The organism is Pseudomonas sp. 18175 (assembly GCF_050432925.1).
In the GTDB taxonomy this organism is placed as follows: domain Bacteria; phylum Pseudomonadota; class Gammaproteobacteria; order Pseudomonadales; family Pseudomonadaceae; genus Aquipseudomonas.
The window spans coordinates 24467-43449 of sequence record NZ_JBKFTO010000023.1 but is presented as its reverse complement, the minus strand read 5'-3'; the positions used below and the strand labels follow the sequence as shown (position 1 = coordinate 43449).

The window sequence follows — 18983 nt, the reverse complement described above, 5'->3', positions numbered from 1 at the left end:
CTCTTGCTCATTGGATTGATGGCGCTTGATCAGCCTTTTAATTCCTTGAGGTGCTTGTACACCGTCGCCCGCCCCATCCCCAGCACATTCGCCACATAGTTCGACGCACTCTTGCCCTTGAACGCTCCCTCGGCATGCAATGCCAGCACCAACTCGCGCTTGTGATCCCGGTTCAGCAGATTCAGGCTCAACTGCCGCTCGCGCATCCAGGCATGCAAAAACGTGTTGATACGCTCCTGCCAGTCATCGCGAAACAGCGAGTCGGGCTGTGGGATCAGTTTGCTTGGCGACAGGAACAAATCCAGCGCCGCCTTGGCGTTTTCGAACAGTGAAATATTCAGGTTGATGCACAGCACCGCCAGGCGACCACCCTTGTGGTCGTGCAGCACCGTGCTCAGGCTGCGAATCTTCTGGCCGTCCCAGTTGAGCTTTTCGTACGGGCCGATATTCACCTCGCTCACGTCCTCAGTGAGCATGTCCTCCAGCGCCGAGTCATCGCCAATCGCCCGTTTGGACAGGTTATTGGCGATGTAGTCGACCTTTTGCGAGCGCAGATCGTGCAGCACCGCTTCGGCGTGGGGAAAGAACAGTGTGGCGATGGCGTCGGCCATCGCCCGGAAGTTCTGCATGACCTTGTCTTGTTCAGCGGTGTTCATCGATGGGGCTCCAGGCGGGCGGGGGAGAGCATACCAGCGTCGAGGCCAAACCGCGTCAGGGCCTCGGGCAACGCCGCGCCGCGCACCAGGGCCGCGCTGGCCTGGCCCATGGCCGGTGAGGTCTGGATGCCGTAGCCGCCTTGGGCCGCTACCCAGAACAGGCCGGGCACCAGCGGGTCGAAACCGCTGATCAAGTCACCGTCCTGCACAAAGCTGCGCAGTCCGGCCCAGGTGCGTGTGGGGCGGCGGATGGTCAGGGTGGTGGCTTCTTCAATCTGGTAGATGCCCATGGCGATGTCCAGTTCTTCGGGCTGGATATCTTGCGGTTCCACCGGGTCGGCGTTGGCGGGGGAGCCGAGGAACATGCCAGCGTCGGGTTTCATGTAGAAGGATTCGTCAAGGGCCACCAGCATGGGCCAGTGGTGGGTGTCGACGCCTTCGGGGCCGGCAAAGATGAAGGCCGAGCGACGCTTGGGTTGCAGGCCGATGGGTGCAGCACCGGCCAGCGCGCCGATCTGGTCGGCCCAGGCGCCGGCGGCGTTGATGACAAGGGGGGCGGTGTAGGTTGTTTCGTTGGTTTGCACCTGCCAAATGCCTGCAGCATCACGGCTTAAGCCTTGTACGACGTGGTCGGTCAATACCTCGCCGCCGTTACGGCGGATACCCCGCAGATAGCCTTGGTGCAGGGCATCGGTGTCGATATCGCTGGCGGTGGGGTCATAGAGCGCGCCGTGGACTTTTTCGCGGCGCAGGATCGGCATCTTCGCGCAGGCCTCATTGGCACTGAGCAGTTCCACTTGCGGGACGGTGGCCTTGGCGCTCAGGTATTGCGCGTTCAGCTCGGCCGCATCGCCGATGAAATCCACGGTCATTTCGCCCCGAGGCGTCAGCAGCGGGTGCTCGCAGAAGCCTTCGGGTGGGCTGTCGAAAAACGCGCGGCTGGCCAGGGTCAACGCCCGTACCTGAGGTGTGCCATACGCGGCGGTATACAGCGCCGCCGAACGCCCGGTGGAGTGATAGCCCGGGTGGCTCTCGCGCTCCAGCACCAGCACCTTGCCGTGCTGCGACAGCCAGAAACCGGTGGACGCACCGGCGATTCCGCCACCGATGATGATGAAATCTGCGTGGTTCATAGCTGTCTCCAAAGGGCATTGGCCAGTGCGATATCTTCCAGGCCCAGGCCGATGGAGCGGAAGAATACGTGACGGTCGTAAGTGGGGCGTTGCACGTGTTCGCTGAGCAGTTCGGGCAGGTCGCCGATGATGTGGCGCTTGTCCCAGCCGTGTTGTTCGGTGGCGATCAGCATCTCGCCCGCCGAGCCTGGGGTGGTCTGGCGATAGTCGCAAAACACGTGCATGTCGTTAAGGTGTTGGGGCGGCACTTCGTGGGCGCGCGGGGCGTTAGTGCTGATGGACGTGATCAGTGCAGGTTTGCTCAAGCGAGCGGGGTCGATCACGGGACCCGCGGAGGACGTGCACAGCAAGATCACATCGGCATCCATCAGCGCGGCATCGCGGCTGTTGGCGATGATTAAACGCGGGTCCAGGCTTTTGAGGGGGGCGATGGCATCGGGCGCGGCAGTCGCCAGGCTCGGCGAATACAGGCTGATGTGCTGCCAATCCCGTAAGTTCTTCACATAGTGCAAATGCGCTTGCGCCACCTTGCCACTGCCAATGATCGCCAGGCGCTGCGCCGACAAGGGAGCCAGCGCATCGACTGCCAGTGCCGTGGTCGCAGCGGTGCGCGCGGTGGTCAACTCGGCGGCATCGCAGAGTAGCAATGGCTGGCCGGTACGCATCGACATCAGCAATGTCCACGCCGTCACCAGCGGGCCTTGCTCGCGCACCATATAGGGCGAGGTCTTCATGCCATACACCCCATCCTCGGCCAGCACCCCCAGGTAGTTGATAAAGTCCCCGGTACCTTGGGGAAACTCCACCAACTGTTGCGCCGGTTGCACCGCAAGCCCAGCGGCCAGGTCGCGGAACAGTTTGCGCAGGATCTGCGGCACATCAACCTGGGCCAGCAGCTCGCGGGCCTGAACCTGGTTGATCACTTGCGGGGTGCTGGACATAGGTGTCTCCGTGGCTGAACTGTTTTGTCCATTATGGACATTTAGTTCTGCTGAGCAAGGGGCAAACCTCAACCCACGAAGCGAAAACCGCCCGACAGTTTCTCCTTCAAATAACTGACCAACACACTCACGGACTTCGGCACATGGGGCGAGTACGGGCGAATCAGGTAGATCTCATCGGCAAACGCGCCCTTGAGCGTCCAGTCCTTGAGCACCTGCACCAATTTGCCGCTGGCCAGCGCGGCGTGGGCGCTGAAGTCGGGGAGCAGGGCGATGCCCAGGTGGTTGAGGGCCGAGTCGCGCAGGGCTTCGCTGTTATTGGTGGCGAAGCTGCCGGAGATCGGCACGGTGAGGCGTTCAACGTTTTTGCTGCCGCGTTCGAAGGTCCAAGCCGGTTGGTCGGTGCCTCGCGGGTAGAACAGGCAGTTGTGGGCCGACAGATCGCCGGGTTCATGGGGTTCGCCGTGGTGTTGCAGATATTCCTGGGTGGCGACCAGTACTGAGCCGGTGTCACACAGCTTCCAGGCGACGTGGGTTTCCGGCACCTGGAAACCGTGGCGCACGGCCAGGTCGTAGCCTTCGGCGGCCAGCGAACTCAGTGCGTCGGAAACGTCCAACTGAATGCGCACCTGCGGGTAGCGTTGCAAAAACTCCGAAAGGTGCGGCACCAACTGCTGACGAGCAAACGCTACCGGTGCCGTCAGCCGCACCAATCCACGAATCTCCCCGACCGAGTCACGCACCGACGAGAAGCTGCGGGCGATCTGTTCATACGCGCTGCGCACTTCTCGGGTCAGCGACAGACCCGCATCGGTCAGCCTGACGCTGCGTGTAGTGCGCGTCACCAACTGCGTGCCGGTGGCCTTTTCCAGATCGGAAATACGCTGGCTCACGGCGGATTTGCTCACGCCCAACCGCGCCGCCGCAGCGGTGTAGGTGCCTTGTTCTTCCAGCACTGACAGCCAGTGGATATGGGTCCATAGCCCCTCGATCTCAGCCTTTTCCATAATTGTATTGTTCGCGTGGGTGGACAATAAGTTCTGGATTCTGCTCTGGTTTGGAACAAAGCGAAAGCCTATCGTGTGTTCACTGCTTATCCACCTGGGATCGACTGCCATGACAACTACAATCGAGCACTACATCAACGACCAGCGCGTATCCCGCGATGATCGTTATCAGGACGTTTTCAACCCGGCCACTGGCGAAAAAACCGGCCGCGTTGCCCTGGCCAGCCGCCAGACCGTCGGCGAAGCCGTCGCCGCCGCCCAAGCTGCCTTCGACGATTGGGCCGACACCCCGCCGATCCGCCGCGCCCGCGTGTTGTTCCAATACCTGCACCTGTTGCGTGAGCGTAAAGACGACCTGGCGCGCATCATCGTCGCCGAACACGGCAAAGTGTTCACCGACGCCCAGGGCGAAGTGGACCGTGGCATCGACATTCTGGAATTCGCCTGCGGTATTCCCAACCTGCTCAAGGGCGAGCATTCCGACCAGGTTTCCCGTGGCATGGACAACTGGACGATGCGCCAGCCGCTGGGCGTTGTCGCGGGCGTGACGCCGTTCAACTTCCCGGTGATGGTGCCAATGTGGATGTACCCGATCGCCATCGCGGCGGGCAACACCTTCATCCTCAAGCCAAGCCCGACTGACCCAAGTGCATCGTTGTTCATGGCCGAACTGCTGCGTGAAGCGGGCCTGCCCAAAGGTGTGTTCAACGTGGTGCAGGGCGACAAAGAATCGGTAGACGCGCTGATCGAACACCCGGACGTCAAGGCCCTGAGCTTCGTCGGTTCGACGCCGATTGCCCAATACATCTACGAAACCGGCGCCCGTAACGGCAAGCGCGTGCAAGGCCTGGGCGGTGCGAAAAACCATATGGTGGTGATGCCCGACGCCGACATCGAAAAAACCGTCGATGCCTTGATGGGCGCCGCGTACGGCAGTGCCGGCGAGCGCTGCATGGCCATCTCCGTGGCCGTGCTGGTGGGCGATGTGGGCGACAAAGTCGTCGCCGCCCTGACCGAGCGCGCCAAGCAGCTGCGCATCACCGATGGCCGCGATTTGAAAGCCGAAATGGGCCCGATCGTGTCCCGCGCCGCCCTGGAACGCATCAGCGGTTACATCGAACAAGGCGTGCAAGCCGGCGCGCAACTGCTGCTCGATGGGCGTGACTACGTGCCTACCGAGGCGGGCCTGGAAAACGGCTTCTGGCTCGGCGCGACGCTGTTCGACCATGTGACCCGCGAGATGAGCATCTACCGCGAAGAAATCTTCGGCCCAGTGCTGGCCTGCGTGCGCGTCAACGACTTCGGCGAAGCGATCAAGCTGGTCAACGACCACGAATTCGGCAACGGCGTGAGCTGCTTCACCCGCGACGGCAACATCGCCCGCGAATTTGCACGGCGCATCCAGGTGGGCATGGTCGGCATCAACGTACCGATCCCGGTGCCGATGGCGTGGCATGGGTTTGGTGGGTGGAAGAAGAGCCTGTTTGGCGACATGCATGCGTATGGCACTGAAGGTGTGCGGTTCTACACCAAGCAGAAGTCGATCATGCAGCGCTGGTCGGAGAGTATTGAGCAGGGCGCCGAGTTTGCGATGCCGGTCTCAAAATAACTAACCCCTCTCCAGCAAACGCCCCAGCACCCGGAGCGGGGCGCTTGCTCTACATGGAGGAACTTGGCACGCTCACCCAGCGAGCTAACGCAGTCAAGTCAACTGCCTCGTCCATTGGAGAACGCTTTGAAAGCAATTATGGGGATCGCCTTATTGGGCACGTTGCTGGCCGGTTGTGCGCCGTCTTACTCGGTATGGACGGGCGGTATGAACGCGTTTGTCGGCACGCGCTTCGATGCCCATCTCTATGACGATTGCAGCCGCGGCTGTGGCGATTCCTATTGGTCGCCGGTCAACAAGAACAAGGTTTATGACCAGGTTGTGAAGGAGGGCGACAGCCAGCGCTATTTCGTGACCTGGATCCGCGACTGTCGATACTCCGTGCTCGTCTCGGGTGAGGGCATTATCCAGTCGTGGCGCTATGAGACTGAAGACCGTAGCAGCTGTTACGTTTTCTAGTCGGTCTTTGTATGAACTTACATCCACTCAATAACCAAACCTATACGCGGTCAAATGTGGGAGCGGGCTTGCTCGCGAATACGGAGTGTCAGTCGCCACATGAGGCGACTGATCCAACGCTTTCGCGAGCAAGCCCGCTCCCACATGGGTTCTATGGTGTTTGGGCGAATGGATTTACCGCCGCCCGGTGCGCGTACTCACATCCACCNCCCCCCCCCCCCCCCCCCCCCCCCCCCCCCCCCCCCCCCCCCCCCCCCCCCCCCCCCCCCCCCCCCCGCTCCCACATGGGTTCTATGGTGTTTGGGCGAATGGATTTACCGCCGCCCGGTGCGCGTACTCACATCCACCCAAACCGCTACCACCAAGATGCTGCCTTTCACGATCATCTGCCAGTAGCTGTCCACATCCAGCATCGACATGCCGTTATCCAGGCTGGTAATCACCAGAGCCCCCAGCAACGCGCCGTACACGGTGCCCGAGCCGCCACGCATCGAGGTGCCGCCAATGAAGCACGCGGCGATGGCATCCAGTTCGCCCATGTTCCCCGCCGACGGCGACCCCGCCGCAAGCCGTGCGGTGTTGACCAGGCCAGCCAACGCACACATCACACCCATGATGCCGAAGATCCACAATTTCACCGCCTGCACGTTGATGCCCGACAGTCGCGTGGCTTCCATGTTGCTGCCCACCGCGTACACGCGGCGGCCGAATACGGTCTGGCTGGTGACGTAGCTGAATACGCCCAGTAGAACCAGCAACAGCAGCACCGGCACGGGAATGCCGTCGTAGCTGTTGAGGGTGGTGACAAACCCGGCCAGCACTGCGCCGATCACTGCCACTCGCACCAGATCACGTACCAGCGAGTGCGCTGCCAACCCATGCAATGCGCGATTGCGCCGCTGTTTCCAGGTTAAAAAAAGCGTCAACGCAAACAGCAAAACGCCGAGTCCAATACCCACCGAATGGGGCAAATATCCCTGGCCGACATACACCAGCGATGGCGACACCGGCGCAATGGTGGTTCCCCCGGTGATCCCCAGCAGAATCCCGCGAAACGCCAGCATCCCGCCCAAGCCGACAATGAAAGAAGGGATGCGCAAGTAAGCCGTCATATACCCATTGGCCAACCCAATCATCAGCCCACACAGCGCCACCAGGCTCAGATTGGCCAGCAACGGCACGTGATAAACCACATCCAGAATCGCCGCCAACCCGCCCAGCAACCCCAGCAGCGAGCCCACCGACAGGTCGATCTCGCCGCTGATAATCACCAGCACCATGCCGCATGCCAGGATTCCGGTGATCGACATCTGTCGCAGCAAGTTGGACAAGTTGCGCGGCGTAAGAAACCCACCCTCGGTCTGCCAGCTGAAAAACACCCAGATCACCGCCACGGCGATCACCAGGGCGAGCATTTTGTAGCGGCTGAACAGCTGTTTGACCTGATTCATCTACGCGGTCTTCCGATCATTATTATTGTGTTGGCTGAGCGCAGCGGCGAGCACCTGTTCCTGGGTGAGCCCTTGGTTGACGAAGTCGCCGCGCAACTGGCCTTCGCCGATCACCAGTACGCGGTCGGACACTCCCAGCACTTCGGCCAACTCCGAGGAGACCATGATGATCGCCACCCCTTCGGCCGCGAGTAAGCCCATCAGCCTGTAGATCTCATACTTGGCGCCCACGTCCACGCCCCGTGTGGGCTCGTCGAGGATCAGTACCCGAGGCTTGGCCATGAGCATTTTCGCCAGCACGGCCTTTTGCTGGTTGCCACCGGACAGGCTGGTGATCGGCAAAAACGGGCTGGCCGTTTTCAGGTGCATGCGCGCGATCTGCTGGTCGATGCTGCCCAGTTCGGCTTCGGCGTCGATGCGGGTCATGTGGGCGTACGTGTCGAGCACCGCCAGGGTGATGTTCTGGCCCACGCCCAAGTCGGGGATGATGCCTTGGCGCTTGCGGTCTTCGGGCACCATGCAAAGCCCGGCGCGGATGGATTTGAGCGGCGTGCGCGTGTCGATCACCTGGCCGTCCAGCCAGACCTCGGCGCTGTAGCGGCCGGGGTAGGCGCCGAATAGCGCCGATACCAGCTCGGTACGCCCGGCGCCGACCAGCCCGGCGATGCCGAGGATTTCACCGCGCTTAAGGGCAAACGAAATATCGTCCACACGCTTGCGCTTGGGGTTGTCCACGTCAAAGCAGGTGACGTTGCGCGCCTCGAAAATCACCTCGCCGATGTCGTGCGGCTCGGTGGGGTAGAGGTTGCTCATCTCGCGGCCGACCATCTGGGTGATGATCTTTGCGATATCCATGTCGGCCATGGCGGTGGTCGCGATGTGCTTGCCGTCGCGGATCACGGCGATGGTGTCACACACCGCTGCCACTTCATCGAGCTTGTGGGAGATGTACACGCAGGCCACGCCCTTGGCTTTCAGGCCACGGATGATGTCCAGCAATACCTCGATTTCCGAGCGGGTCAGGGCCGAGGAGGGCTCATCCAGAATCAACAGCCGCGCCTGTTTGTTGAGGGCCTTGGCGATTTCCACCAGTTGCTGGTAACCGCCGCCGTACTGCGACACCGGCAGCGCCACGTTCATGTCCGGCACCTTGAGCTCACGCATCAAGGCTTCGGCGCGGTGGAACATGGCCGGGTAGTTCATGCGCCCACCCGGCAAGGTCAGCTCGTGGCCCATAAAGATGTTTTCGGCCACCGACAGGTCGGGCACCAGAGTCAGTTCCTGGTGGATGATCACGATGCCGGCCGCCTCGGTTTCGCTGATGGACTGGGCCTTGAGTGGCTGCCCGTCCCACAGGATTTCGCCCTCCCAGGTGCCGTGGGGATAGACCGCCGACAGCACCTTCATCAAGGTGGATTTACCGGCACCGTTCTCGCCGCACAGGCCGACACATTCCCCCGGCCGTACTTTAAGGTCGATGCCGTTCAGGGCTTTGACACCGCCAAAGGTTTTGACGATGCCGTTCATTTGCATCAGAGAGTCGGCCATGGCGGTCACTGCCCGGCGATCTGCTCTTTGGTGTAGAACCCGTCTTTCTCCAACAGGTCGATATTGGCCTTGGTCAGCGGGGTGGGGGTGAGCAGGATGGTATCGACCTTCTTGCTGCCGTTGTCGTATTGCGAGCTGTAGGCCGGTTTTTCGTTCCGGGCAAGCTGCACTGAGAGCTTGGCCGCTTCCGAGGCGATCAGCTTCAGGGGCTTGTACACGGTCATGGTCTGGGTGCCGTCGATCACGCGCTTGATCGCAGCCAGGTCGGCGTCTTGCCCGGAGATCGGCACCTTGCCCGCCAGTTTCTGCGCGGCCAGGGCCTGGATGGCACCGCCGGCGGTGGCGTCGTTGGAGGCGACGATAGCGTCGATCTTGTTGTCATTTCGCGTCAGGGCGTTTTCGACGATGCTCAGGGCCTCGGTGGGGTTCCATTCCTTGACCCACTGTTGGCCCACCACCTTGATATCGCCCTTATCGATGGCCGGTTGCAGCACCTTCATCTGGCCTTCGCGCAGTACCTTGGCGTTGTTGTCGGTGGGCGCGCCGCCGAGCAGGAAGTAGTTGCCCTTGGGCGCCGCTTGCAGCACGCCGCTGGCCTGCATCTCGCCGACTTTTTCGTTATCGAAGGAGATATAGGCGTCGATGTCGGCGTTGAGGATCAAGCGGTCATAGGACACCACCTTGATCCCCGCCTTCTTGGCTTCAGCGACGGCGTTGGTGAGTACGGTGGCGTTGAACGGCACGATGACGATGACATCGACGCCCCGGGAGATCAGGTTTTCGATCTGCGAGATTTGCTTTTGCTCATTGGCATCGGCCGATTGCACGAAGACCTTGGCATCGAGTTTTTCGGCGGCGGCGACGAAGTAGTCACGGTCGCGGGACCAACGTTCCAGGCGCAGGTCGTCGATGGAGAAGCCGATTTTCGGGTGGGCCGAGTCGGCCATCACCGGCAGGGCGAGCAGGGCCAGGGCAGTGGCGATGAGGGTGCGTTTCATGGTTATGCGTCCTTTTATTNCGTCTGTCGCAGATTGGCTTGAAGGAAGAGTATCCAGGGACGACGAACCCGTTCCCGTGGATGAGCGAGATCATGGACTTGAAGAAAGAGAAGAACTTCTTCGAAACCCGTGTGATCGAGTACCAGACCGGCGGCGCGCTGAGCTGGGACTAACGCTGTGAGAGCCGGCTTTGTGGCGAGGGAGCTTGCTCCCGCTGGAGTGCGCAGCACTCCCAAGCTTTTGGGGCCGCTTCGCAGCCCAGCGGGAGCAAGCTCCCTCGCCACAGTGAGCGGTTTCTCACACTGTTACCGATAGATAAACCGATTGACGATCCCTTCCAGCATCTCCTGACGACCACTCACCGCCTGCGGGTTCAACTCATTGGCAAACGCATGTTCAGCCAGCGACTCCAGGCTGAACTCGCCTGCCAGTACCGCCTGGCCCAGCGGCTGCTGCCAACCGGCATAACGCTGGTCCTTGAACTGCTGCAGCAGGTCGTTCTGCACCATGGCCGCCGCGCGTTCCAGGGCCAGGGCCAATACATCCATGGCCTCTACATGGCCGTGGAACAGGTCCACTTCGTCCAGGCTCTGGCGACGGACCTTGGAATCAAAGTTATAGCCGCCGTTCTTGAAACCGCCAGCCTTGAGGATTTCATAGGTGGCCAGGGTCATCTCCTCGACGCTGTTGGGGAACTGGTCGGTGTCCCAGCCGTTCTGCGGGTCGCCACGGTTGGCGTCGATGCTGCCGAAGATCCCCAGGGACACGGCGGTGGCAATTTCATGATGAAAACTGTGCCCGGCCAGGGTGGCGTGGTTGGCCTCGATATTTACCTTGATCTCGTGTTCCAGGCCGTACTCATGCAGGAAGCCGAACACCGTGGCGCTGTCGTAATCGTATTGGTGCTTGGTGGGCTCCTGGGGCTTGGGCTCGATCAGCAGGTCGCCCGTAAAGCCGATCTTGTGCTTGTGTTCCACCACCATGCGCATAAAGCGCCCGAGCTGTTCGCGCTCGCGCTTGAGGTCGGTATTGAGCAGGGTCTCGTAACCTTCACGGCCGCCCCACAACACGTAGTTGGCGCCTTTGAGACGCAGCGTGGCATTCATCGCGCTGAACACCTGAGCGGCCGCAACCGCAAACACTTCCGGGTCCGGGTTACTGGCAGCGCCGGCGGCAAAGCGCGGGTTGCTGAAGCAATTGGCAGTGCCCCACAACAGCTGGATGCCGGTTTGTTCCTGATGTCGCTCCAACTGGTCGACCATCTGCGCAAAGTGGTTGCGGTACTCCTTGAGCGAGTTGCCTTCGGGGGCGACGTCGGTGTCGTGGAAGCTGTAGTAATCGATGCCCAATTTGGAGAAAAACTCAAAGGCCGCTTCGGCCTTGCCGATGGCCATTTCCATGGGGTCGCCGGTGCGCTGCCAGGGGCGCTTGAAGGTGCCTACGCCAAACATATCCGCCCCCGGCCACACAAAGGTGTGCCAATAACAGGCCGCCATGCGCAGGTGTTCACGCATGGGCTTGCCGAGGATGATTTTGTTGGCGTCGTAATGACGAAAAGCGAGAGGGGCATCGCTGTTGGGGCCTTCAAAGCGAACCTTCTCGACACCGGGGAAGTACGGCATGGCGTTTTCCTTATTGTTCTTGGCGGTATCTGGATACTAGCAACGGGAGTGAGGCGGTAAATTATGAAAATCACCAAAGGACAGTGCGATTTTGAGGGGAGGGGTCTAGTCTGTGGCGACCGGCTCCAGGATAAAAACAATGAAAACCCTACCGCCCGTGCACCGCATTGCCCTGCTGTTCAACGGCAGCAAGATCTACGACCGCGGCATCATCGCCGGCATCGGCAATTACCTGAGCAGCACCCGTGCTTCCTGGGACTTGTTTCTTGAGGAAGATTTCTTGTGCCGTCTCAAGGGCATCGAGCGTTGGCAGGGCGACGGCATCATTGCCGACTTCGATGACCCGCTGATCGGCGAGGCACTGGCCGGGAGCAAGGTGCCGGTGGTGGCGGTGGGTGGTTCGTATGCCGATGCGCGGGCGTATCCGAAGGGCATTCCCTACGTGGCCACCGATAACCACGCGTTGATCACGTTGGCCTATGAGCATTTGATTGAAGCCGGGCTGACCCGTTTTGCTTGTTTCAGCCTGCCTGAAGCCCAGGCCAATCGCTGGGCTCAGGAGCGGGAAAAAGCCTTTCGTAGCTTGATGCTGCGCGATGGTTTGCCGGTAGAGGTGTATCGCGGCCTGGGCACCAGCGCGCCCTTGTGGGACAGCGCGGTGGAGCAGCAGATCGCCTGGCTGCAAAGCCTGCCCAAGCCCATCGGCATCATCGCGGTCAGCGACGCCCGTGCCCGGCAGTTGCTGCAAGCCTGTCTCACCGCTGGCATTGCGGTGCCGGAAGAAGTGGCCTTGATCGGCATCGACAACGACCCGCTGACCCGCACCCTCACGCGGGTGCCGCTCAGCTCGGTGATCCAGGGCACCGAAACCATGGGCCGCACGGCGGCTGCGTTGTTGCACCAGATGCTGCATGGCAAGCCGTGCGCGGGTGAGCAGATTCTGGTGCCGCCGGAGGCGATCAATGTACAGGCCTCCAGTTTGCATCAGCCGTTGGGCAACCCTTACGTGATGCACGCGCTGCTGTTTATCCGCCAATACGCTTGCCAGGGCATCAAGACCGCACAGGTGGCGGCCTATGTGGGCGTGTCGCGCTCGTCACTTGAGGCGCACTTTCGCAAAGAGCGCGGGTGCAGCGTGCACGATGAGATACTGCGCTTCAAACTGGCCAGCGCCGCCAAAGGCCTGGAGGGTAACCGCATGGCGATTGCCGATATTGCCCAGCAGTGTGGCTTCAAATCCGCGCAGTACCTGCACACGGTGTTTCGCCGCGAGTTCGGCTGTACGCCACGGCAATACCAGCAGGCTCACTAGACTCTTTACAGGCCAGGCCCATTCGCTGCTGGACTTGCACCGCACAGACTAGGGAGAATGGTTTTTTGTGGCGTAAATGGAAGCTCCCATGACCGACAGTGCCCAGCGTGCCGCCAGCGACATCGACCTGATGACCGAAGTGGCCATGCTTTATTACCTCGACAACATCACGCAGGAAGCCATCGCCAAGCGCTTCGACCTGTCCCGGGTCAAGGTCAGCCGGTTGCTCAAGCGCGCCCGTGATGAAGGGGTGGTGGAAGTGCGGGTGTTGCAGCATCCGGCCCTGAACACTGAGCTGGAACAGGCGCTGGTAGAGCGTTTCCAACTGGACCGCGCGTTGATCGCGGTGGACCATGGTGACCCCGACACCCAGCGCTCGGCCGTGGCCAGCCTGGTGGCCAACTACCTGAACAAAACCCTCAGCGACGGCATGATCGTCGCCGTGGGCATGGGCCGCAACGTGGGGGCGGTGGCCGAGAATGTGTTCCTGCCGGTGACGCGCAACTGCACCTTTGTGTGCGCGATTGGCGGCTCGCTCAAGGCTGGGGAATACATGAACCCCGACCATATCTGCCGACGCCTGGCCCTGCGTTTCGGCGCCGAAAGTGAAACCCTCTACGCCCCGGCCCTGGTGGCCAACCCGGAACTGCGCAGTGTGTTGATCAACAACGACACCGTGCGCTCCACCCTCGACCGTGCGCGCCGCGCCGATATCGCCCTGATTGGCATCGGTGACATGAGCGAGAACAGCAACATGGTGCGCATGGGGTGGTTTTCACCGCAGGAAATCGCCCAGGCCCGGGTGTCTGGCACCGTGGGCGACATGATGGGCTACGACTTTATCGACATCCACGGCCAGCCGGCGGTCAACACCATGCAGGGCAGGGTGATCGGCTTGACGGTGCAGGAGCTGGTGCGCATCCCCGATGTAGTGGCGATTGCCAGCGAGAACACCAAGGCGGCGGCCACCCTCGGCGCGTTGCGCTCGGGGGTGATCAACACCTTGGCGACGACAGTGTCGAATGCCTACACGATCCTCGCTTTGGATGATGCGACGCGGCGGTAGGTCTGGAGATCTCTACCCGGCCAGGCGAAGAGCTAAGTGTGGGAGCGGGCTTGCTCGCGAAGGCGGTGGGTCAGTTAGAACATCTTTGACTGACCCACCGCCTTCGCGAGCAAGCCCGCTCCCACAGGGATTGGAGGTGTGCTCGGGTTCCTGCGCCGCTACGCCACCAACCGCGCCTCGACCGATTCGGCGAGGTTGGTGAGGATCAGGCAGCACGACACCGCTCCCGCATCCAGCACACCGAGGGAGCGGTCCCCCAAGCGGCTGGCGCGGCCGATTTTGGCCACCAGGTCGCGGGTGGAATCACGCCCTTGGGAGGCGGCGCTTTTCATCTGGCGCAAGGCTTCGCTGAATGGCGCGCCGCTCGCCTGGGCCTGTTCAAACGCCTCGACCGCCGGGATCAACGTGTCCATCAGGCACTTGTCGCCCACCCCTGCATCGCTGATGTCCTGCAGTGACGTCAGGCCGCCGCGCAGCAGTTTGGCGAAGGTCGCCGCATCGATGCTGTCGTGGCCACGCACTTCATCCGCCATGCCGATAAACAGGCTGCCGTAGAGCGGCCCCATGGAGCCGCCGATGCCTTCCATCAGTGCCAGGGTCAGTTCGTCCAGCGCCTCGGCCAGGGACAGCTCGCGACCTTCCAGGGTCTTGCCGCAACGGGAGAAGCCCTTGGCCATGTTGATGCCGTGGTCGCCGTCGCCGATGGCGCCGTCCACTTCACTGAGGTACTCGCGGTTGGCGACGATGATCGACACCAGGTTGGTGACGATGGCGCTGCCGGTGTTGCTGGGGAAATGCTCGCTCATGGGCTACTCCGACTGGGTCATGCCGATGGAGCGGCAAGGTTGGTCGATCAGGCTGCTCAGTTCGGCGTCGAGGCCAAGCAGGGTGAGGGTCACGCCCATCATTTCCAGGGACGTAAAATAGTTGCCCACATAGCAGCGGTGAATACGCAGGCCTTTGGCGCGCAGTTGGCGCTCGACTTCGGCGTAGAAAATATACAGCTCCATCACCGGCGTGGCGCCCAGGCCCGAGACCAGCACCACCACGCTTTGGTCCTGGGTAAAGTCACGGTCGGCCAGGATCGGCGCCAGCATGCGTTCGGCCATGGCGGCGGCAGACTCCACCGGCACCACTTCGATGCCCGGCTCGCCATGGTGGCCGATGCCCAGTTCCATCAGGCCAGCGGCAATCTGGAAGTTCGGCTTGCCCACCGCCGGGATGGTGCAGGGGGTGAGGCCCACGCCGATGGAGCGGCAGTGGTCCACGGCTTTCTGCGCCACGCGGATCACGCCGTCGAGGTCGTAGCCTTGGGCGGCGGCGGCACCGCCGATTTTCCACATGAAGATCTCACCGGCCACGCCGCGGCGCTTGGCGATATCCGCAGGTGGCGCCGAGGCCACATCATCATTGGCCACCACCGTGCGGATGGTCATGTCTTTGCTGGCGGCCATTTTCATCGCCAGCTTCACGTTCATATTGTCGCCGGCATAGTTGCCGTACAGGCACGCCACGCCTGCGCCCTGGTCGGCGGCGCGGAACGCATCGAAGAAACTTTTGGCGGTGGGCGAGGAGAAGATCTCGCCCACCGCCACCGCGTCCACCAGGCCTGGGCCGACATAGCCGAGAAACGCCGGTTCATGGCCCGAGCCGCCACCGGTCACAATGCCAACCTGGCCCTGCGGCGAGGTGTTGCGCTTGCGGATGACCCGTGGATTGCTCTCGTACTGCACCAGTTCCGGGTGCGCCAGGAGGATGCCCGCGAGCATGTCCTCGACCACCAGGTCCGGATCATTGATGACTCGATTCATAGGGTGTTTCCTTGTTCTTATTCGTCTGGAATCGGATTACTGAATGCTGTAGCCGCCGTCGATCACCACGTTTTCGCCGGTGATCATCTTGGCGGCATCGCTGACCAGATACAGCACCAGGCCAGCAATTTCTTCCGGCTGGGCAAAACGCCCCACCGGGATCTGCAACTTGGCCCGTTCCCCCAGCTCACCGGCCCAGGCTTTCTTGCCCAGGGCGGTCTCGACGATGGTCGGTGACACGGCGTTGACGTTGATGCCATAGGGCGCCCATTCCATCGCCAGTACCTTGGTCATGCCGACCACCGCGGCTTTGCTGGCGCAGTAGGCCACGTGGCGGTCCAGGCCAATCACGGCGGCTTGGGAGGCGAGGTTGACGATGCGCCCGCCGCCGCTTTCGATCATGTGCCGGGCGCAGGCCTGGGCCACAAAGAAACTGGCCTTGAGGTTGATATCCAGGGTGGTGTCCCAGGCGCTTTCGCTGACCTCCAGCGCCTTGTCCAGCAGGGCGACACCCGCGCTGTTGACCAGGTAGTCGATGCGCCCGAGCCCGGCGACGGCTTGATCAACCGCAGCCTGTACCGACTCCAGCTGGCGCAGGTCGGCCACCAGCCCTAAATGACCGCTGCCCAGGCTGGCAGCCACTTCGACCACTGCCGGGTCGCGATCCAGCAGGGCCACTCGGGCGCCACGCTCCACCAACAAATTGGCACAGGCCAGGCCGATACCGGCGGCGCCCCCGGTGATCACGGCGCAACGGCCGGTGAGGTCGAACGCCTGGTTCCAGAAATTGGACATTGCACACACTCCACTTAGCGTTTTTTCTTGCGCCAGACGTCGATCAGCACCGCAAGCACGATGATCAACCCCTTGGCCACTTGTTGGTAATACGAAGACACCCCGAGCAGGTTCAAGCCGTTGTTGATCACGCCGATCAGCAGCGCGCCAAACAAGGTGCCGACAATGCTACCAGTGCCGCCGGAGAGGCTGGTGCCGCCGATCACCACCGCCGCAATCGCGTCCAGCTCATAGGACACGCCCGCCTGGGGCAGCGCCGAGGTGGTGCGCGCCGCCAGCACCACGCCTGCAAGGCCCGCCAACAGCCCGGAAATCACATACACCGAGAACGTCACCTTGCGCACGCCGATGCCGGAGGTGCGCGCGCTCTTTTCATTGCCGCCCACCGCGTACACGTAGCGCCCGTAGGTGGTGTAGCGCAGCACCATCCAGAAGATCAGCGCCACCACCGCAAAGATAATGATCGGCACGCCGATGGGGCCGAGCTTGCCGATGCCCAAGGCCAGGAAAGTGTCCGGCAGGTCGGTGACCGGGCTGCCGTCGTTGAGGATAAAGGTCATGCCCCGCGCCACGCTGAGCATGCCGAGGGTGGCGACAAAGGGAGGGATGCTCAGGTTGGCGACCATAAAGCCGTTGACCACGCCGAGCATCGCCCCGGCAAACATCCCCGCGCTCACCGCCGCCAGCAGGCCATAGCCCTGGGTAGCGACCAAGGCGCTGCACAGCCCGGCAAACGCCAGGATCGAACCCACCGACAGGTCGATGCCCTTGGTCAGGATCACGTAGGTCATGCCCACGGCGAGGATGCCGTTGATGGAGGTCTGGCGCAGGATGTCCATCCAGTTGCGCCAGGTCATGAAGTATTCGCTGGAAAACGCCATCACCAGGCACAGCAGGATAAACACCAGCGGCAAGCCGAAGCGGTCGAGGGACAGGCGCAGGCGGTTGCGCGGCGCGGCGGTGACGGGGGCGGCTAGGACTTTACTGTTCATGAGGCAAGACTCAACAAGGCTTCCTGGGAAAGGGCGGTGTCGGTGCTGACGGTCACCAGGCGGCCGCCCTTGAATACCGCGATACGGTCACTCAAATGCAGCAGCTCCGGGGCCTCGGACGAGACCACGATGGCCGCGCCCCCGGCCCGCACGAACTCGTCCAGCAGGTGATAAATCTCCTGCTTGGCGCCCTCGTCGATGCCCCGGGTGGGTTCGTCGCACAGCAGGCAGATGGGCTGGGTCGACAGGCATTTGGCGAGCACCACTTTTTGCTGGTTGCCGCCGCTCATGGATTCCACCGGCAGGTCCAGGGACGACACTTTGATCTGCAAGCGCTTGACCATGCTCTGGGCCAGGGCGTTTTCCTTGCGCGGGTTGATCACCGACCAGCTCGACAGCTGCTTGTAGGCCGACAGCGCAATGTTGGCGAGGATGCTGCCACTGAGCACCAGGCCGCTGTCCTTGCGGTCTTCGGTGACCAGCGACATACCCGCGCGGATCGTCGCAGCGGGCGTGCCGGTCGGCAGCGGTTGGCCTTGCAGGGTCGCGCTGCCGGCATCCGGCAGGGTCAGGCCGTACAGGCAATTGAGGAATTCGCTGCGCCCGGAGCCCATCAGCCCATAGATGCCCAGGATTTCACCCTGGCGCAGTTGCAGGCTGATGTCGTGGAATTCGCCGTCGCGGCTCAGGCCGCTGACGTCCAGGCAGGTGGTGGCGGCGCATTCGCGGCCGACTTTATGGTCGATGCGTTGCAACTCCTGGCCGACGATGCCACGCACCAGGTGGGCGCGGTCGATATCGGCCATGCGCCCGCTTTCCACAAAGGCGCCGTCGCGAAAGATGCTGTAGTCGTCGGCAATCTGCGAAAGTTCACTGAGGCGATGGGACACATAGATGATGCCCGCGCCACGGGCGGTGAGGCGGCGGATCGCCTTGAACAGGGTTTGTGCCTCGTGTTCGCCGATGGCTGAGGTGGGTTCGTCCATGATCATCACCTGGCAGTCATGGCTGAAGGCCTTGGCGATTTCCACCAGTTGAATCTGCGCCACGCTCAAGCGGTGCATGGGGCTGGTGGCGTCCACGTCGAACTCCAGGCTTTGCAGCAGCTCGCGGGTGCGCCGGTTCAATTCTTTGGTGTCGACAATGCAGCCGACGCGACGCGGCTCGCGGCCCAGCCAGATGTTCTCGGCCACGGTCATGTAGGGGATGGGTTCCAGCTCTTGGGTGATCATCGCCACCCCGGCGGCAAGTGCCGCGCTGGGGCGGTCGAACTGCACCGGCTGGCCGTTGAGCAAAATGGTGCCGGCGTCACGCTGGGTGATGCCCATCAGGATACTGAGGAAGGTCGATTTGCCCGCGCCGTTGCCGCCACACAGGGCGTGTACGCTGCCGGCCCGCAGGGAGAGGCACCCGTCGCGCAGGGCAGGGACCCCGGCATAGGCTTTGCAAACGTGTTCAGCCTGGAGCAGTAATGGCGTGGCCATCGGTGTGTCCTCTTGCTGATTTTCTTATTAGGTCTATCTGATCATATGATCGGATGGTGATCATATGTTTAAACTGCCTCTGCCCATTTTGTCAATGGT

Annotated in this window: 17 protein-coding genes and 1 pseudogene; 5 read left to right on the top strand and 13 right to left on the bottom strand. The window is 62.1% G+C overall.

Features of this window, described 5'->3' with window-relative positions; all coding sequences use genetic code 11:
* Positions 1-29: 29 nt before the first annotated feature.
* The 4 genes from ACLD1Y_RS25100 to ACLD1Y_RS25085 form a co-directional block, all read right to left on the bottom strand.
* Entirely contained in the window at positions 30-656 is a 627-nt protein-coding gene (locus tag ACLD1Y_RS25100) for a helix-turn-helix transcriptional regulator (protein ID WP_429480453.1), read from the bottom strand.
* Complete coding sequence (locus tag ACLD1Y_RS25095; RefSeq protein ID WP_429480452.1) at positions 653-1789, bottom strand: NAD(P)/FAD-dependent oxidoreductase; 1137 nt, start codon at positions 1787-1789, stop codon at positions 653-655. Before ACLD1Y_RS25095 ends, ACLD1Y_RS25100 begins: the two co-directional genes overlap by 4 nt.
* The gene (locus ACLD1Y_RS25090) at positions 1786-2730 is read right to left on the bottom strand and encodes an ornithine cyclodeaminase family protein (protein ID WP_429480451.1); all 945 of its coding nucleotides are present in this window, start codon (positions 2728-2730) and stop codon (positions 1786-1788) included. The genes ACLD1Y_RS25095 and ACLD1Y_RS25090 overlap by 4 nt, the downstream gene beginning before the upstream one ends.
* A gap of 68 nt (positions 2731-2798) precedes the next feature.
* Positions 2799-3737: a LysR substrate-binding domain-containing protein gene (locus ACLD1Y_RS25085; protein ID WP_429480450.1), complete on the bottom strand. Its 939-nt coding sequence runs from the start codon at positions 3735-3737 to the stop codon at positions 2799-2801.
* Positions 3738-3846: 109 nt separating this feature from the next.
* Here ACLD1Y_RS25085 and ACLD1Y_RS25080 point away from each other — a divergent pair, with 109 nt between their 5' ends.
* Positions 3847-5346 (top strand): CoA-acylating methylmalonate-semialdehyde dehydrogenase, encoded by a 1500-nt coding sequence (locus ACLD1Y_RS25080; RefSeq protein ID WP_185710206.1) that lies wholly within the window; start codon positions 3847-3849, stop codon positions 5344-5346.
* A 126-nt stretch (positions 5347-5472) separates the two neighbouring features.
* Positions 5473-5805 carry a hypothetical protein gene (locus ACLD1Y_RS25075; RefSeq protein ID WP_429480449.1) on the top strand — a complete coding sequence of 111 codons (333 nt, stop codon included), beginning with the start codon at positions 5473-5475 and terminating at the stop codon, positions 5803-5805.
* Positions 5806-6119: 314 nt separating this feature from the next.
* On the opposite strand, the gene ACLD1Y_RS25070 is transcribed toward ACLD1Y_RS25075, so the two are convergent.
* The 3 genes from ACLD1Y_RS25070 to xylF are packed head-to-tail and all read right to left on the bottom strand — an operon-like array spanning position 6120 to position 9802.
* Complete coding sequence (locus tag ACLD1Y_RS25070; RefSeq protein ID WP_429480448.1) at positions 6120-7256, bottom strand: sugar ABC transporter permease; 1137 nt, start codon at positions 7254-7256, stop codon at positions 6120-6122.
* Positions 7257-8804 carry a D-xylose ABC transporter ATP-binding protein gene (gene xylG / locus ACLD1Y_RS25065; protein WP_429480447.1) on the bottom strand — a complete coding sequence of 516 codons (1548 nt, stop codon included), beginning with the start codon at positions 8802-8804 and terminating at the stop codon, positions 7257-7259.
* A 5-nt stretch (positions 8805-8809) separates the two neighbouring features.
* Entirely contained in the window at positions 8810-9802 is a 993-nt protein-coding gene (gene xylF / locus ACLD1Y_RS25060; protein ID WP_429480446.1) for a D-xylose ABC transporter substrate-binding protein, read from the bottom strand.
* 20 nt (positions 9803-9822) lie between these two features.
* Here xylF and ACLD1Y_RS25055 point away from each other — a divergent pair.
* Positions 9823-9975: pseudogene (locus tag ACLD1Y_RS25055) on the top strand (ribonucleotide-diphosphate reductase subunit beta); the annotation flags it as partial.
* 132 nt (positions 9976-10107) lie between these two features.
* On the opposite strand, the gene xylA reads toward ACLD1Y_RS25055, so the two are convergent.
* Positions 10108-11424, bottom strand: coding sequence for a xylose isomerase (gene xylA / locus ACLD1Y_RS25050; RefSeq protein ID WP_429480445.1), 1317 nt, complete (start codon positions 11422-11424; stop codon positions 10108-10110).
* Between the two features lie 139 nt (positions 11425-11563).
* On the opposite strand from xylA, the gene ACLD1Y_RS25045 reads away from it, so the two are divergent.
* Positions 11564-12736, top strand: a complete 1173-nt coding sequence (locus ACLD1Y_RS25045) for a XylR family transcriptional regulator (RefSeq protein ID WP_429480444.1) — start codon at positions 11564-11566, stop codon at positions 12734-12736.
* Positions 12737-12824: 88 nt separating this feature from the next.
* A complete protein-coding gene (locus ACLD1Y_RS25040) occupies positions 12825-13802 on the top strand; it encodes a sugar-binding transcriptional regulator (RefSeq protein WP_429480443.1) in 978 nt (325 codons plus the stop codon).
* A gap of 158 nt (positions 13803-13960) precedes the next feature.
* Here ACLD1Y_RS25040 and dhaL read toward each other — a convergent pair whose 3' ends face one another.
* The 5 genes from dhaL to ACLD1Y_RS25015 are packed head-to-tail and all read right to left on the bottom strand — an operon-like array spanning position 13961 to position 18884.
* Complete coding sequence (gene dhaL / locus ACLD1Y_RS25035; protein ID WP_429480442.1) at positions 13961-14608, bottom strand: dihydroxyacetone kinase subunit DhaL; 648 nt, start codon at positions 14606-14608, stop codon at positions 13961-13963.
* Between the two features lie 3 nt (positions 14609-14611).
* On the bottom strand, positions 14612-15613 hold the full coding sequence (locus tag ACLD1Y_RS25030) for a dihydroxyacetone kinase subunit DhaK (RefSeq protein WP_429480441.1): 1002 nt from the start codon (positions 15611-15613) through the stop codon (positions 14612-14614).
* A 36-nt stretch (positions 15614-15649) separates the two neighbouring features.
* Positions 15650-16408 carry an SDR family oxidoreductase gene (locus ACLD1Y_RS25025; protein WP_429480440.1) on the bottom strand — a complete coding sequence of 253 codons (759 nt, stop codon included), beginning with the start codon at positions 16406-16408 and terminating at the stop codon, positions 15650-15652.
* A gap of 14 nt (positions 16409-16422) precedes the next feature.
* Positions 16423-17400: an ABC transporter permease gene (locus ACLD1Y_RS25020; protein ID WP_135292154.1), complete on the bottom strand. Its 978-nt coding sequence runs from the start codon at positions 17398-17400 to the stop codon at positions 16423-16425.
* Positions 17397-18884, bottom strand: coding sequence for a sugar ABC transporter ATP-binding protein (locus ACLD1Y_RS25015; RefSeq protein ID WP_429480439.1), 1488 nt, complete (start codon positions 18882-18884; stop codon positions 17397-17399). Before ACLD1Y_RS25015 ends, ACLD1Y_RS25020 begins: the two co-directional genes overlap by 4 nt.
* Positions 18885-18983: the final 99 nt, after the last annotated feature.